Raw genomic sequence first — 14,563 nt, 5'->3', positions numbered from 1 at the left:
TGCGAACTCCCAATCCGGATAATCGACAAAGTGCGGTGCGGAGAGGACGTGTGCGATTTCGTGCGCCTTCGAGCGAGTCAGAGTAGACGGGTCCCAGTCAAGAGCCACCACCGCCGGACTCCACTCACTCCGGCGTCTCCGTCCCCTCGCCTACCTGCTCCGGCAGGGTGGGGCCGATGATCTCCGTCTCGGCCTCGGCCGCACCCTCCGGAAACTCCTCTCGCGTGTACACCTCCACCAGCGCCTTCAACGCCCCGAGCACGATGGGTCCATAGAAGATGCCCACGAACCCGAGCGCCGCCGTCCCACCGAAGATGCCGAGGACGAACAGTCCAGGGTTCAGCCGCGCTTCGTGGCCGCCGAGCACCGGCCGGAGGTAGTTGTCCGAGAGGCTCACGACGAGCGCGCCGTAGGCCGCGAGTGCGACCCCGTGGAGGGGGTCGGAGACGAAGAGGAGATACACCGCGGCGGGCGCCCAGACCACCGAGGCGCCGATGAGCGGCAACAGCGCGAGCAGCGTCGTCATCACCGTCCAGAAGGCGGGGTTGGGGAAGCCGACCGCCCATAACCCGATGCCGGTGAGGACCCCCTGTACGCCGGCGACGACGACGTTGACAACCAGTGCCGCCCAGGTGAGACGGTCGACCCGGGCGTACAGTTCGTCCTGCACCGCGGGCGTGAGCGGGGTGACCCGTCGGAGCCACGCCATCAGCGCGTCGCCGGTGGTGAGGAGGTAGTAGAGGACGAACACGAGCACCGTGAGCCCGACGGCGGCGTTCGTCAGCCCGCCCAGCACCCCGACGAGTCCGCCGACCGGAAGCGACCCGCCGTTGCCGATCATCTCCACGAGGTCGGGAACTTGAACTCCCATCTCCTCCAGCCACCGGACCAACTCCCCCTGCTCCAGGTAGGCGGTAATCGTCTCGAACACGCTCCGGGCGCCGCTGAGCGCCACTTGGGCCAGAATGGCGATGGGAAACAGCACGGCGAACACCGTCGCGGCGATGAGCACCCCGGCGGCGACTCGCGACCCGACCCGCGGTTCGAGTCGTCGGTGAAGGGGGTGGAGGGCGTACCCGAGCAGCAACGCCGCGAGGACGTACTGGAGGTAGGGGAGAACGAGCAGGGCGGAGAGTACCCCGAAGACGAGGAGGAGGGCGAGGAGGAACGTCCGCTGGCGACCGAGGTCCATACTGAGATGACGACGACGACGGCCAAGAAACCCGACCCTCGTCGGGGTCAGTTCTCCGTCTCCGACTCCGAACTCGCGTCGGCCTCCCGCTCCGACTCCGGGGACAGCGTCGACTCCGACTCCCGATTCTGTTCGGACTCCGGCGTCTCCCGCAGAGCGCCTTCGAGCGCCTCCATCACTTTCCCCTCGGCGCGCTGGAGGTGCTCCCACGCGGTCGTCTTCGTCACACCCAGTTCGGCGCCGATTTCGTCCAACGAGACCGTTCGGTCCGGTCCGTAGAACCCGCGGTCGACGGCGAGCAGGAGGACTTCGCGCTGGCGGTCGGTGAGGCGCTCGCGCAGGTCGAGGGCGTCGAGTCGTCCGCCGGCGTCCACGGACCCCAGCCCCACGTCCCGGACGAGTTCCGTCTCGTTGCCCGCGGCCTCGAGTGACTCTCGCACCGTCGCCGTGGACTCGTCGGGTCGGAGGTACAGCGTCCATCGCTCCCACCCCGCGGAGATGGTCGTCCCGTTCCGGTAGTGGACCCCCAACTCGGAGAGCCGCTCCGAGATGCTGTCCCACCGGGTCGCGTCGACCGTCACCGCGACGTACACGCGCGGCCGACCCGGCTCCGTCAGCGGCTCCACCTCGAGGATGGACTCTGCGGCCTCGAACGCGTCGAGGAACGCCGGAATCTCCGCTTCGTCCCCCGTCACCTCGACGATCCGTTTCCGACGTCCGTCACGTCCCGTCATCGACGAACGCGAGCGGAGCGTGACGTTCGGGTACGCCGCGCTCACGTCGCTCTCCGGCTCTCCGTGGTGACGGACGAGTAACACCACCTCGCGCATGCGGCGGTCGGTCTCGTGCACGTCTCGGTCGTCCCGGTTCCCGGCGCCCTCGTCCATGCTCCCGACTCGGACCGAGGACACCAAACAGGTTGGGGTCGCGACTTAGAGGGGCGCACGCCGTGGTCGACGTATGGTAGATATCGACCGGTTCGGGTCGCGACGCTCGACCGTCTACGGACAGCGCGGAGTCGTCTCGACGAGCCAGCCGCTCGCGGCGCAGGCGGGCATCGAGACCCTGCGAGAGGGCGGAAACGCCTTCGACGCGGCCGTGGCGACCGCCGCGGCGCTCAACGTCGTCGAACCCACGAGCACCGGGCTCGGCGGCGACGTGTTCGCCCTGTATCGCACCGCCGACGGCGAGGTCGGCGCCATGCGCTCCTGCGGCGGCGCACCCGCCGACGCGACCGTCGAGAACGTCCGCGAGGCCGTAGCGGCCGACGGGCCGGAGGGGAACTACCGGCGGGGCCGAGGTGGCGAGGAGGGCGAGGGGGGTCCCGACGGCGACGGGCCGCTCGACCCGGCCGACGTGACGATGCCCGATATCGGCGCGCACACGGTCACCGTCCCCGGGACGGCCCGCGGCTGGGAGACGACGGTCGAGGAACTCGGTCGGCTGACGCTCGCCGACGCCCTCGGGCCGGCCATCCGCTACGCGACGGAGGGGTACCCCGTCACCGAGGTCATCGCCAGCCAGTGGCGCCACGGCGAGGACCTCTTCACCGACACCCACGCCCGCGAGGCGTTCCTCCACGAGGACCGCGCGCCGACGGTCGGCGAGACGGTCACCCTCCCGAAACTCGGCGCGACGATGGAGCGCATCGCCGACGAGGGTGCCGACGTGGTGTACGAGGGCGAGGTCGGCGAGCAGATAGCGAGCGAGGTGCAGGACCAGGGCGGCTTCCTCACGACCGACGACCTCGCCGCCTTCGAGCCGGAGTTCGTCGACCCCGTGTCGACGACGTACAACGGCGCCGAAGTGTACGAACTCCCGCCGAACAACCAGGGGCTCATCGCGCTCGAAGCACTCAACATCGCAGAGGAGGTGGGTGCCGCCGACCACGACCTCCACTCCGCCGAGCGCGTTCACGCCTTCGCGGAGGCGACGAAGCTCGCCTTCCACGACGGCCACCGCTACATCACCGACCCCGAGTACGAGGAGGTTCCGCCGCTCGCGTCCGACTCGTGGGCGAGAAAGCGCGCCGAGAAGGTCGGCGACACGCCGGTCGACGCCTCCTTCGGCGTCCCGGACGCCAACGCGGAGGACGCGGACACCGTCCTCCTCTGTGTCGCCGACGACGAGGGGAACGTCGTCTCCTACATCAACTCCCGCTTCGCCGGCTTCGGCTCCGGGCTGGTCGCCGGCGACACCGGCATCGCACTCCAGAATCGGGGCGCGTCGTTCTCGCTCGACCCCGACCACCCCAACCGTCTCGAACCGGGCAAGCGGCCGTTCCACACCCTCGTCCCGGCACTCGCGAAGCTCGGGCCGGACGACTGGCTCGGCTTCGGCGTGATGGGCGGGTACATGCAGCCACAGGGCCACGTCCAGCTGATTTCGAACGTCGTCGACTACGACCTCCCGCTCCAAACCGCACTCGACGAGCCGCGCTGGCGCTACCGCGAGGACGGCAGTCTCGCCGTCGAGGAGCGCATGGCCGAGGGCGTCCCGACGAAACTCGTCCGGAAGGGCCACGACGTGCGAATCCTGCCCGGCGGGCTGTTCGGCGGCGCACAGGTCGTCCGCAACGACTCGGGCACCCTCTCGGGCGCGACCGAACCCCGGAAGGACGGCCAGACGGTCGGATACTGAGATGGGCGACGACACAGCCGACGCCCCCACGTCGGAGTCCGACGCATCCGTGCCGGAGTCCGACACCCCCTTATCGGAGGTCGACTACGGCGCCCGCGCCCGCGAGCACCTCGGGTTCTCCCGCTGGTGGCTCGTCGTCGCCGCCGCGCTCGCGATGGCGGTCGTCAGCCCGTACCAGTACGTCTGGTCGTCCATCGAGGGGCCGCTCGGGCGCGACCTCGGGGTCCCGCTCTCACAGCTCGGACTGGTGTTCACGCTGTTCGTCATCGTCCAGTCGGGGTCGCAGTTCCCCGTCGGCTGGTGGCGCGACCGCCACGGCCCCCGACTGCTCACCGTCGCGGCGGCCGTCCTCGCCGGCGGGGCGTACTACCTGCTCTCGTACGCCACCGCCGTCTGGGAGCTGTACCTGCTCTACTCGCTGGGGGCGCTCGGCGTCGGCATCGTCTACACCATCTCGGTGAACACGGCGCTGAAGTGGTTCCCCGACCGCAAGGGGCTCACCGCCGGCGCCGGGACGATGGCGTTCGCGGCCGGCGCGGCCCTGTTCGTCCCCTACGTCCGGGCGAACGCGACGGTCGGCGGCTACGGCGCCGTCCTGCGCAACATGGGCATCGTCATCGGCGTCGCTATCCTCGTCGCCGCCCTCGTGCTTCGCGACCCGCCGGAGTCGTGGTTCGAGCGCCGACGCGCCGACCTCGACGCCGCGGCGGACGACGGGAGCGGGGACGGGGACGGCGCCGGCGGCGCCCGCGACTACCACTGGCGCGAGATGCTCGGCACGTGGCAGTTCTGGCTGATGTACGGGATGTTCGTCGCCGTCAGCGGCGCCGGACTGATGCTCACCGCGAAAATCGTCTCCTTCGCGCAGGCGGTCGGCCTCGACGCCGTGACGGCCACTGCCTCCGCGATTCTCCTCCCCATCGCCGGCGGCGTCGGTCGGCTGTTGCTCGGCGAACTATCGGACCGCCTCGACCGCCGGCGGGCGATGGCGGCGTCGTTCACACTCTGTGGCCTCGGACTGTTCGCGGTCGTCCAGTTCGGACTCCTCGGCTCACGGCTCGGCTTCCTCGCCGCCGTCGTGGTGGCGACGTTCTTCTGGAGCCCGCAGTACACCCTCTTTCCCGCCGTCGTCGCCGACTACTACGGCGAGGAGAACTCCTCCGCGAACTACGCGCTGCTGTACTCGGGGAAGATGTGGGGCGGCGTCTTCGGCGGCGCCGTCACCGGCCTGCTCGTGAGCGGGTACGGCTGGCCCACGACGTTCCGCCTCGGTGCCGTGCTCGCGCTCCTCGCCGGGGGCGCCGCCCTCGCGCTCTCCGGTCCGGGTCCCAGCGGCGAGCGGCAGGTCGAGGGGGCCGCGGTCGGGAGCGAGGACTGACGGGCCCGAGAGCGCGAGAAGTCCGCGTCGACCGACGCCGACGCGGCCGACGCCGTTCGGTACGTTCTCGATACCGCGGCTTTCCGGTCGCGTTGCCGCGCGGCACGATGCGCCTACTGATACGGCTCGGCGTCGTAGCTCGACCTGTGACCGTCCGAGTCAGCACACAGACGCGGGAGTTGGCCGAGTACCTCGCCGCCTTCACCGCCGTCGCGTTCGTCAGCCTCGCCACCCTCGCAGTCGTCGGCGCCGTCGTCCCCATCTGAGCCGACCGCCAGTGCCGAGTCGCACCGCGGCCGACCCGACCTCGGCGGCTCGAAGAGGGAGTCGAACACGTATCGCCCGTCGACGAGCGCGTTATGCGCTCGCGTGACGTATCTCCGGTATGCATCTCCCGAGAACCGGGACGCCCGAGGGGACGTTCGACTACCTCCTCGCGTTCATCTTCGTCGCCATGCTGACGCTCGCCGCGCTGTACGTGCTCACGGGTCTCGTTCCCCTCTGAGCGGACGCCGGGAACGGGAACGCGCGGTCGCGACGGCCACGAGGCCCCACTACGCCGCTACGCCGAGGGGTCGTAGTCCTCGGCGAAGCGCTCGGCGGCGGCCGCGAACGCGTCGTCGCCGGTGAGCTCGTGGTACGTCCCGAGTTGGTCGACGTGGAGCCGGTGGTACTCGGGGCGCTGGACGCCGTGTGCCAGACAGAAGTCGCTCACCCCGCCCTCGTTACGGAACGCGTCGGCCCGGGCCTTCGTCGTCGTCGCGCTCGCCCGGAACAGGTCCCGCGCGAGTTCGCTCCCGTACGCGAGCCACATCTCGTACAGCCCCCACGCGGCGACGTTGTGGCCGCTGAACACGTGACTCGCCGGGAGCTGAGCGTACTTCTCCAGCCAGAGGTACCCCTCGTCGTCGAGGCAGGCGCCCCACGGGTTCTCGGCGACCGGTCCGTCCGCACGGGTCACGATGCTGTCGAGCGACCGAAGCACGTCCACGCCGTAGCGCCCCGCCGACTCCCCGCCGCCGTCGACGTACAGCCGCGCGAACGCGCTGAGCGCGAGGCCCTGTGTCGTCGCCGAGTACCACGGTTCCCGAACCGTCCAGTCGGCGTCGACGTGGGGTTCGACCGGGAACTCGTGCGGGAAGAACAGCCCGCCGTCGTATGCCTCGCCGGCCTCGTGGAGCGCCGTGCCCATCGACATCGCCTTGTCGAGGTAGGCGGGCTCCTCGGTTAGCTCGTAGCAGCGGAGGAGGCCGAGCACCGTCCGCGCGGAGGCGAAGGGGTCGAACCCGGTGTCGCCGTCCCGATAGACGAGGTCCGGCATCGAGGAGAGCTCCTCGGCGCCGTACTGACACTCCGCGGGCACCTCCTGTGGCCACGACGACCGCTCGAGTTCGGCGAGGTCGAACTCCTCGAACCGCAGGTCGGCCTCGGAGAGAGACGTTCGCTCCGCGGGCTCGGTGGCGACCTCGCCCTCACTCCCGTCGTCGTCCGCCGACCCCGTCGCGTCGGCGGTCGGCTCGTCGGCCGTCGTCGACCCGGTCGCCGTGGCCGACGACGCGTTGCCGAGTGCGGCCGTCCCGTTCCCGTCGCCGGACCCGCCGAGCGCCCCGATTCCGGCGGCCGCCCCGCCGACTGCGAGGACGCCGACGACGCCGGCGCCGGAGAGGAACTTCCGTCGGGAGGACTTCGACGCCCGGTCCCAGCGTGCGGCGGCCGACTCCAGGGTTCCGGCCACCGACCCGTCATCGTTCGCCGACCGCTCGGTGGCAGTCGGTCCGGCGCCGACGCCATCGTCCCCCGAGGCGGCGGCCGGTCCGGTCGACCCGGTCGACCCGGTCGACGCGGCCGACCCACCCGCTACCCCGGCGTCGGGTTCCACGTCCGCCGGCGACGCCCGCTCCGAAACCGCCTCGGCGAACGACTCGACCGTCGCGCGCCGCTCCTCGGGGAGGGGGTCGGGCGAGTACATCTCGGTGTGGACGGCCTCGCGGACGCGCGTCACCTCCTCCTCGTCGATTCCCGCACCCGCACCGAGTCGGGAGAGGTACTCCGAGACCGACTCCGACGGATTCCTATCGAATCCGGAGATGGTCTCTATTTCTTTGATTATACTCATCGGTCCTTGGGAATCACCACCCGTTCGGGGCTTGAAAAGTTTCGGTTCGGTAACGCGACCGAACAGGGGGTAAGGTCCGGCTACCGGGAGCTGCGCCGGCTATCGTGTGGCTTTCGGGTCGGAATCGCGGGCTACTCCCGCTTCGCGCCGGGGTTCGTCACCGCGCCGTTCGCCGCCGAGCCGAAGCTCTCGCCGTACTTCGCGAGCACGCCGGTCTCGTAGGCCGGCGGTTTCGGCTCCCAGTCGTCGCGGCGGGCCTCGAGTTCGTCGTCCGTGAGGTCGACGGAGAGGTCGCGGTTCGGAATGTCGACCGTGACCTCGTCGCCCTCCTTCAACAGGGCTATCGGCCCGCCGTCGCGGGCTTCGGGGGCGACGTGGCCGACCATCGGCCCGCGAGTGGCGCCGGAGAAGCGCCCGTCGGTGAGGAGTGCCACGTCGTCCTCGTGTCCCTGGCCGACGACGGCGGCGGTGACGCCGAGCATCTCGCGCATCCCCGGGCCGCCTCGGGGGCCCTCGTTGCGGATGCAGATGACGTCGCCGGACTCGATGTGGCCCTCCTGGACGTACGCCATCGCGTCCTCCTCGTTCTCGAAGACGCGGGCGGGACCGGTGTGGTGGAACGCGTCGTCGCCGGTGACCTTGAGGACGGCACCGTCGGGCGCGAGGTTCCCGGTGAGAATCTTGATGGCTCCCTCCTCGTGGAAGGGGTCGTCGACGGGCGCGAGGAAGTCCACGTCGATGTCGTCGTCCGCCGGGAGCGAGTCCGCGATGTGGTCGAGTTCCTCCGCGATAGTTCGGCCGGTCACCGTCTTCGCGTTGCCGTGGAGCAGGCCCGCGTCGAGCAGACGCCGGAGGACGACCGGGACGCCGCCGACCTCGTGGAGGTCGTTCATCACGCGCGTGCCGCCGGGCTGGAGGCTGGCGATTTTCGGCGTCTTGCGCGATATCTCGTCGAACTCCTCGATACCGAGGTCGATGCCGGCCTCCGCCGCGAGCGCGAGCAGGTGGAGCACGGCGTTCGTCGAGCCGCCGACCGCGACCTGGAGCGCGATGGCGTTCTCGAAGGACTCCTTCGAGAGGATGTCCGAGGGTCGCCGCTCGTGCTCGACGGCGTCGAGGACGAGTTCGCCCGCGCGGGCGGCCTCCTCGTAGCGCTCGTCGGACTCCGCGGGGGCGCTCGCGCTCCCCAGCGGTGCGAGGCCCAGCGCCTCGGAGATGGACGCCATCGTGTTCGCGGTGAACATCCCGCCACAGGAGCCGGCGCCGGGGCAGGCGTGGCGTTCGAGGTCGTCCAACTCCTCGGCGCTCATCTCTCCCTCGGCGTAGGTGCCGACGCCCTCGAACACGTTCTGGACCGTCACCTCGCGGCCCTCGTGCTGGCCGGGCATGATGGAGCCGCCGTAGAGGAACACGGTCGGGAGGTCGGTGCGGATGGCCGCCATCATCATCCCGGGGAGGTTCTTGTCACAGCCCGCGACGGTGACCAGCGCGTCCATGCGCTCGCCGAAGGCGACGAGTTCGACGGAGTCGGCGATGACCTCCCGCGAGATGAGGGAGGCCTTCATCCCCTCGGTCCCCATCGAGATGGCGTCCGAGATGGTGATGGTGCCGAACTCGATGGGCATCCCGCCCGATTCGTCGACGCCGTCGATGGCCCCCTGCGCCACGTCGTCGAGGTGGACGTTGCACGGCGTGATGTCGGCGGCGGGGTTGGCGACGCCGACCATCGGCGAGGAGAGGTCCTCGTCGTCGAACCCCATCGCTCGGAACATCGCCCGGTGGGGTGCTCGCTCGGCACCCTCCGTCACTTCGTGGCTCGGGAGCCGGTCGTCCTTGTCGCCGGCGAAGCGGTCCTCGTCCTCCGTCTCGCGCGGTTCCTGTTTGCTCATACCAGACCCGTGTCCCGCGCGAGTATAAAACACCCCGCACGGACAGATATTACGTCGGATGCCTCGGCCGACACACCGTGGCGGGCGCGTCGGGCGACACGCCGCGGCGGACGTCCCAAATGGCGCACCCCGGCCGGGACTCGGCTGTCGGCGTGTCGGGAAGCCGTCTCGTTTCCCGACAGCTACATCGTCTCGTCGTCCTAAGAGCGACCAGACACGTCGCGGCCGGTCCAGCCGCGAGTTTCCGCTACAGTCATGTCACCATCGACACTCATAGCCGGCGGTCCGGTCGTAACCGCCGGTGTTCCGTTACAGACGACCCAGTCGACCGTCGCCGAAGCGATTCGCACCGACGTCCTGCTCTCCTCGTCGCTCTGGGTCAACGTCGCACTCGCGGGCGTCGCCGTCCTCCTGTTCGTCTACATGGGCCGCGACGTGGAGCCGGAGCGGGCGAAGCTCATCTGGGTGGCGATGCTGCTCGTCCCGCTCGTGTCGCTCGCGAGCTACACCGCTCTCGTCTCCGGCCTGACCGTCGGCGTCGTCCAGATGCCGCCGGGACATCCGCTCGCCGGCCAGGAGGTGCTCTCACCGTGGGGTCGGTATCTCACGTGGACGTTCTCGACGCCGATGATACTGCTCGCGCTGGGCCTGCTCGCCGGCACCAACCGGGCACAGCTGTTCACCGCCATCACGATGGATATCGGGATGTGCGTGACGGGTCTCGCGGCGGCCTCCATCTCCTCGTCGTACCTCCTTCGGTGGGGGCTGTACGTCATCAGCTGTGGCTTCTTCGTCGCCGTTCTCTACGTGCTCCTCGTCGAGTGGCCGCGAGACGCCGAGGCGGCGGGCACGGCGGAGATTTTCGAGACGCTCAAGCTGTTGACCGTGACGCTCTGGCTCGGCTATCCGGTGCTGTGGGCGCTCGGCCCCGAAGGGTTCGCCGTTCTCTCCGTCGGCCTGACCTCGTGGGGATACTCCGCGTTCGACATCGTCGCGAAGTACGTGTTCGCCTTCCTCCTCCTCCGGTGGGTTGCGGCGAACGCCGGAGCCGTCGCCAGCGCGCCGGCCCCGACGGGTCGCGACGCCGCCACGGCCGACGACTGAACCGCCCAGCCCCACCGCCGTCGTCTCCGTACCCCTCCACGGCTCACTCCGTCTCGTCGCCTCCCTCGCCCTCGTCCCGGCGCGCCAGCCCCGCGAGGTGGCCCATCTCGGGGACGATTATCTCCTCGCTCCCCAATCGCGCCGCGTTCTCGCTCCCCGGGAGACAGAACACGGGGACGCCGCGGGCGACGCCGGCGACCGCCCGGGTGCCGACGACGCGCGTCCCGACCTCGTCGTAGGAGAGCCGGCGGAACAGTTCGCCGAACCCGGGGAGTTCCTTGTCGAACAGCGACTCCGTCGCCTCGACGGTCACGTCGTCGGGGGTGACGCCCGTCCCGCCGGTGGTGACGACGGCGTCCACGTCGTCCCGGCGGACGAGGTTCTTCACCTCCCCCTGCACCCCGTCGTAGTCGTCGGCGACGAGGTTCCGCACGACCACCTCGTGGCCGGCGTCCCCGACGGCGGCGGCGATGGCGTCGCCCGCGGCGTCGTCCTCGAGCGAGCGCGACGAGGAGACGGTGACGACCGCGACGCCGAGTTCCTCGACGTCGTGGTGGTGGTGGTCGTGCGTTCCCGACTCGCCGTGTTCGTGACCGTGGTCGTGTTCCCCATTGTGGTCGTGCTCCCCGTCGTGGTCGTGCTCCCCGTCCCGGCCCTCGCCGTTTTCCTCGTCGCGCTCGTCCCCCTCGCCGCGGTCGTCGTGGTGGCTCGGGTGGTCCTCGTAGTTCGGCTCCTGCTCTCGGGGCTCTTCGCTCATGGCCTCAGCTTCGGCCGCCGACGGTATAGTTTCGGGTCCTCACACCCCTGCACGGGACCGGAGGGAACCCCGTTTCGGAACCCGGTAAATCCCCGCGATGGCCATACAGTAAAGACCCCAGCCGGGAAGATGTGGCACATGCAGGCAGTTCAGTTCGACGAGCACGGCGACCGCGACGTGTTGGAGTACGGCGAGTTCCCCGACCCCGAACCCGACGACGACGAGGTACTCGTCGACGTGAAGGCCGGCGCGCTGAACCACCTCGACGTGTGGACCCGGAAGGGACTCCCGGGCATCGACCTCGACTTCCCCCACATCCCCGGAAGCGACGCCGCCGGCGTCGTGGAGGCCGTCGGCGACGACGTGACCCGCTTCGAGGCGGGCGACCACGTGGCCGTCTCCGCCGGCGTCTCCTGTGGCAAGTGTGAGTTCTGCCGCCACGGAGAGGAGCCGATGTGCGTCTCCTTTCACATCCTCGGCGAGCACGTCCGCGGCGTCCACTCCGAACTGGCGGCGGTGCCGGAGGACAACCTCGTTCCCGTCCCCGACCACGTCGACTGGGAGGTGGCCGGCTCCGCCTCGCTGGTCTTCCAGACCGCGTGGCGGATGCTGCTCACCCGGGGGCGACTCGCGCCCGGCGAGAAGGTGCTCGTCCACGGCGCCTCCGGCGGCGTCGGCCACGCCGCCGTCCAAATCGCCGACTACGTTGGCGCCGAGGTGTACGCCACCGCGAGTACCGAGGAGAAACTGTCGTACGCCGAGGAGGTCGGCGCCGACCACGTCATCAACTACGAGGCCGACGACTTCGCCGGCGAGATTCGCGACCTCACCGGACGGCGCGGCGTCGACGTGGTCGTCGACCACATCGGTGCGGCGACGTGGACGGACTCGTTGAAGAGCCTCGCGAAGGGCGGGCGCGTCGTCACGTGCGGTGCCACCACCGGCGGCCGACCGGAGACCGACATCAACCGCATCTTCTGGAACCAACTCGAGGTCATCGGCTCGACGATGGCGACGCCCGGCGAGGTCGACGACGTGCTCTCGCTCGTCTGGGACGGCACCTTCGAGCCGCGCATCCGCGAGACGCTCCCGATGAGCGAGGCCGCCCGCGCCCACGAACTGCTCGAGAACCGTGAGGGCTTTGGGAAGGTGGTGGTAATCCCCGACAGTGAGCTCTGAGTCGGGACCGGCAGGGAGAGAGAACGACCGGTCGGTCGAGCGGCGGTCGACCGACGGCGGCGCCACCGAAGAGCGGCCGACGTACGTCCACCGGCCGAACGGGACGGAACGCGCGCGTTCCGAGACGACCGGCGAGGAAGCGGGGGGGACGGAGGGGGCCGAGCCAGGCGGGTTCGGGCGGGCAGGCTGGCTCCTCGTCGTCGCCGTCGTTCTCTCGACGCTCGTCGTGCCCGGCCTGATATACCTCTTTCCTGCCGCGCCCGCGAGCCTCGGGCTTCCCTTCCTGGCGACGTATCTCGCCCTACCGATGGTGCCCGCGGTCCTGCTCGGTCTCGTCGCGGTCTGGACGATGACGGGCGCGAAGCGGGAGTAACAGACAGGCAGGGCGACGGTGAGAACCCCCGAATCCGGGCGCGAATCACACGTTTTGCCGGTTCGTCCAGCGGGCTGAGGCATAGGTATATACTTTGACAGAGCGTATCAGGGACCATGTCCGAACGGTCCGTGAACGCCGGGGTCCCCCGCCCCGACCCGCTGCTGTCGCCGGCCGACGTCGTCCAGCTAGGTATCGACGCGCTGCGCGAGAACGACGCTCCCTACGCCGACCGGGGGGTCGAGACCGTCTACGCGTTCACCACGCCGGCCGTCCGCCGGGCGACCGGCCCGTTCACCCGATTCACGGGAATCGTCCACCGCAACTACCGCCCGCTACTCGACATCGACCGCGCCGGCACGACGCCGGTCGAGCAGTCCGGTGACCGCGCGTCACAGGAGGTCACCGTCGTCGCCCCCGACGGCGACGAGGCCGTGTACGAGTTTCGCCTCGCCCGCCAGTCCGGCGGCGCCGACGACGGCTGCTGGCTCGTCGACGGGGTCTCCCGCATCGCGTAACGATGGCAGGTGAGACCGCCGAACGCGACGCCGGCGCCCTGCCCGCCGGCGTCCCCGGCGATTCCGTCTACGTCGAGACCGACGGGGTTCGCCTCCACACCGTCCAGGCCGGCCCCGACGACGGCCCGCTGGTCGTCCTCCTCCACGGGTTTCCCGAGTTCTGGTACGCCTGGCACGAGGCGATTCGGCCGCTGACCAACGCCGGGTATCGCGTCGTCGTCCCCGACCAGCGGGGTTACAACCTGAGCGACAAGCCCCCCGAGGTTCGGGATTACGCCATCGACGAACTCGCCGGCGACGTGGTCGGCCTCGCCTCGGAACTCGGCTACGACGCCGCCCACGTCGTCGGCCACGACTGGGGCGCCGCCGTCGCGTGGTGGACGGCGCTCGCGTATCCCGACGCCGTCGACCACCTCGTCGCCGCCGCCGTTCCCCACCCCTCGGTGTTCCGGCGGACCCTCCAGCAGTCCTGGGAGCAGCGCTTCCGAAGCTGGTATATGGGGTTCTTCCAACTGCCGAAACTTCCGGAGTCGACGCTCTCCGCCGGGAACTACCGACTGCTCGCCCGCTCGATGCGCAAATCGAGCGTGCCGGGGACGTTCACCCCCGCGGACCTCGACCGCTACCGGGAGGCCTGGAGCCAACCCGGCGCGCTCACCGCGATGATAAACTGGTACCGCGCCGCCGCCCGCGAGCGGCCCACGCCGCCGAACGAACGCGTCGGACAGCCGACGCTCGTGCTGTGGGGCGCCGGCGAGCCGTTCCTCAACAAGTCGATGGCCTGGCGCTCGGTGGACTACTGCGACGACGGGCGCGTCCACCTGTACGACGACTGCACCCACTGGCTCCACCACGAACAGCCCGTGGCGGTGGCGGAGCGAATCGTCGACTTCCTCGGGGAGTGAGCGGGCGCGACGGCGGTCGTTCGACCGGTCGACGGTCTGCTCTCTCCGCGGCCTTCGCCGTCTTCCGCGTCCCTCGCCGTCTTCCGCGTCCTTCGCAGTCTTCACTGTGACCCGACCCACCGCAGGCCGTGTCAGTCGTCGACCTGCGGAGTCACTCGTCGCGGTCGTCGGTCCGCAGGGCCCGAGCGGCTAAGAGGAGGAAGAACGCCCCGCACACCCGTAGACCCGGGAGGTACCGCTTCCGCCACTCGAAGGGGGCCGAGCCTTCGTACGCGAGCCTGTTTCCGAACTCGACGTACTGCCTCGGGAAGAGGAGCAAGACGGCGCCCACCGCGCCGATGAACGCCATAAACGCCCTGTACGCGCTCCCGCCTCGCAAGCAGACGACCGCCACGACCAGCCCCTCCGCGCGAACGTACGGCACGACCCAGCGCCGGTCGACGAAGTCGTCCGGGTTCTCGACGGCGAGGTTCTGCATCGTCGTCAGGAACTTCGTCGGGAACAGCGCCATG

At 70.1% G+C, this 14,563-nt stretch carries 14 protein-coding genes; 8 read left to right on the top strand and 6 right to left on the bottom strand.

Going from position 1 to position 14,563, the window contains the following annotated elements; translation table 11 throughout:
• Window positions 1-124: 124 nt before the first annotated feature.
• Together N5095_RS07805 and N5095_RS07800 are read right to left on the bottom strand one after the other, a co-directional pair.
• Window positions 125-1,192: an AI-2E family transporter gene (locus N5095_RS07805; protein ID WP_267622206.1), complete on the bottom strand. Its 1,068-nt coding sequence runs from the start codon at window positions 1,190-1,192 to the stop codon at window positions 125-127.
• A 47-nt stretch (window positions 1,193-1,239) separates the two neighbouring features.
• Window positions 1,240-2,079: a helix-turn-helix domain-containing protein gene (locus tag N5095_RS07800; protein WP_267622205.1), complete on the bottom strand. Its 840-nt coding sequence runs from the start codon at window positions 2,077-2,079 to the stop codon at window positions 1,240-1,242.
• A gap of 73 nt (window positions 2,080-2,152) precedes the next feature.
• On the opposite strand from N5095_RS07800, the gene N5095_RS07795 reads away from it, so the two are divergent.
• From N5095_RS07795 to N5095_RS07785, 3 genes are all read left to right on the top strand, one after another.
• A complete protein-coding gene (locus N5095_RS07795; protein ID WP_267622204.1) occupies window positions 2,153-3,832 on the top strand; it encodes a gamma-glutamyltransferase family protein in 1,680 nt (559 codons plus the stop codon).
• 1 nt (window position 3,833) lies between these two features.
• Complete coding sequence (locus tag N5095_RS07790; RefSeq protein ID WP_267622203.1) at window positions 3,834-5,210, top strand: OFA family MFS transporter; 1,377 nt, start codon at window positions 3,834-3,836, stop codon at window positions 5,208-5,210.
• Window positions 5,211-5,595: 385 nt separating this feature from the next.
• Window positions 5,596-5,715, top strand: a complete 120-nt coding sequence (locus N5095_RS07785; protein WP_267622202.1) for an LPXTG cell wall anchor domain-containing protein — start codon at window positions 5,596-5,598, stop codon at window positions 5,713-5,715.
• A gap of 57 nt (window positions 5,716-5,772) precedes the next feature.
• Here the strand turns inward: N5095_RS07785 and N5095_RS07780 are convergent, their stop codons facing one another.
• Window positions 5,773-7,326 (bottom strand): D-glucuronyl C5-epimerase family protein, encoded by a 1,554-nt coding sequence (locus tag N5095_RS07780; protein ID WP_267622201.1) that lies wholly within the window; start codon window positions 7,324-7,326, stop codon window positions 5,773-5,775.
• Window positions 7,327-7,457: 131 nt separating this feature from the next.
• Window positions 7,458-9,215 (bottom strand): dihydroxy-acid dehydratase, encoded by a 1,758-nt coding sequence (gene ilvD / locus N5095_RS07775; RefSeq protein WP_267622200.1) that lies wholly within the window; start codon window positions 9,213-9,215, stop codon window positions 7,458-7,460.
• 255 nt (window positions 9,216-9,470) lie between these two features.
• Here ilvD and N5095_RS07770 point away from each other — a divergent pair, with 255 nt between their 5' ends.
• Entirely contained in the window at window positions 9,471-10,319 is an 849-nt protein-coding gene (locus N5095_RS07770) for a bacteriorhodopsin (protein ID WP_267622199.1), read from the top strand.
• 43 nt (window positions 10,320-10,362) lie between these two features.
• On the opposite strand, the gene N5095_RS07765 is transcribed toward N5095_RS07770, so the two are convergent.
• Window positions 10,363-11,076 (bottom strand): MogA/MoaB family molybdenum cofactor biosynthesis protein, encoded by a 714-nt coding sequence (locus N5095_RS07765; RefSeq protein ID WP_267622198.1) that lies wholly within the window; start codon window positions 11,074-11,076, stop codon window positions 10,363-10,365.
• 138 nt (window positions 11,077-11,214) lie between these two features.
• Between N5095_RS07765 and N5095_RS07760 the strand changes: the two genes are divergently transcribed.
• The 4 genes from N5095_RS07760 to N5095_RS07745 all read left to right on the top strand — a co-directional run bounded on the left by N5095_RS07760 (window position 11,215) and on the right by N5095_RS07745 (window position 14,051).
• Window positions 11,215-12,255 (top strand): zinc-binding dehydrogenase, encoded by a 1,041-nt coding sequence (locus N5095_RS07760; protein WP_267622197.1) that lies wholly within the window; start codon window positions 11,215-11,217, stop codon window positions 12,253-12,255.
• A complete protein-coding gene (locus N5095_RS07755) occupies window positions 12,245-12,628 on the top strand; it encodes a DUF7977 family protein (RefSeq protein ID WP_267622195.1) in 384 nt (127 codons plus the stop codon). Before N5095_RS07760 ends, N5095_RS07755 begins: the two co-directional genes overlap by 11 nt.
• Window positions 12,629-12,744: 116 nt before the next feature.
• Window positions 12,745-13,146: a DUF4864 domain-containing protein gene (locus tag N5095_RS07750; protein ID WP_267622193.1), complete on the top strand. Its 402-nt coding sequence runs from the start codon at window positions 12,745-12,747 to the stop codon at window positions 13,144-13,146.
• A gap of 2 nt (window positions 13,147-13,148) precedes the next feature.
• Complete coding sequence (locus N5095_RS07745; protein WP_267622191.1) at window positions 13,149-14,051, top strand: alpha/beta fold hydrolase; 903 nt, start codon at window positions 13,149-13,151, stop codon at window positions 14,049-14,051.
• A 151-nt stretch (window positions 14,052-14,202) separates the two neighbouring features.
• Here N5095_RS07745 and N5095_RS07740 read toward each other — a convergent pair.
• Window positions 14,203-14,563, bottom strand: a 361-nt coding sequence (locus N5095_RS07740; protein ID WP_267622188.1) for a hypothetical protein, incomplete at its 5' end; no start/stop codon positions are given.

The sequence above is a fragment of the Halobium salinum genome (assembly GCF_026586625.1).
Taxonomy (GTDB): domain Archaea; phylum Halobacteriota; class Halobacteria; order Halobacteriales; family Haloferacaceae; genus Halobium; species Halobium salinum.
This window is presented reverse-complemented; position numbering and strand designations above follow the sequence as displayed.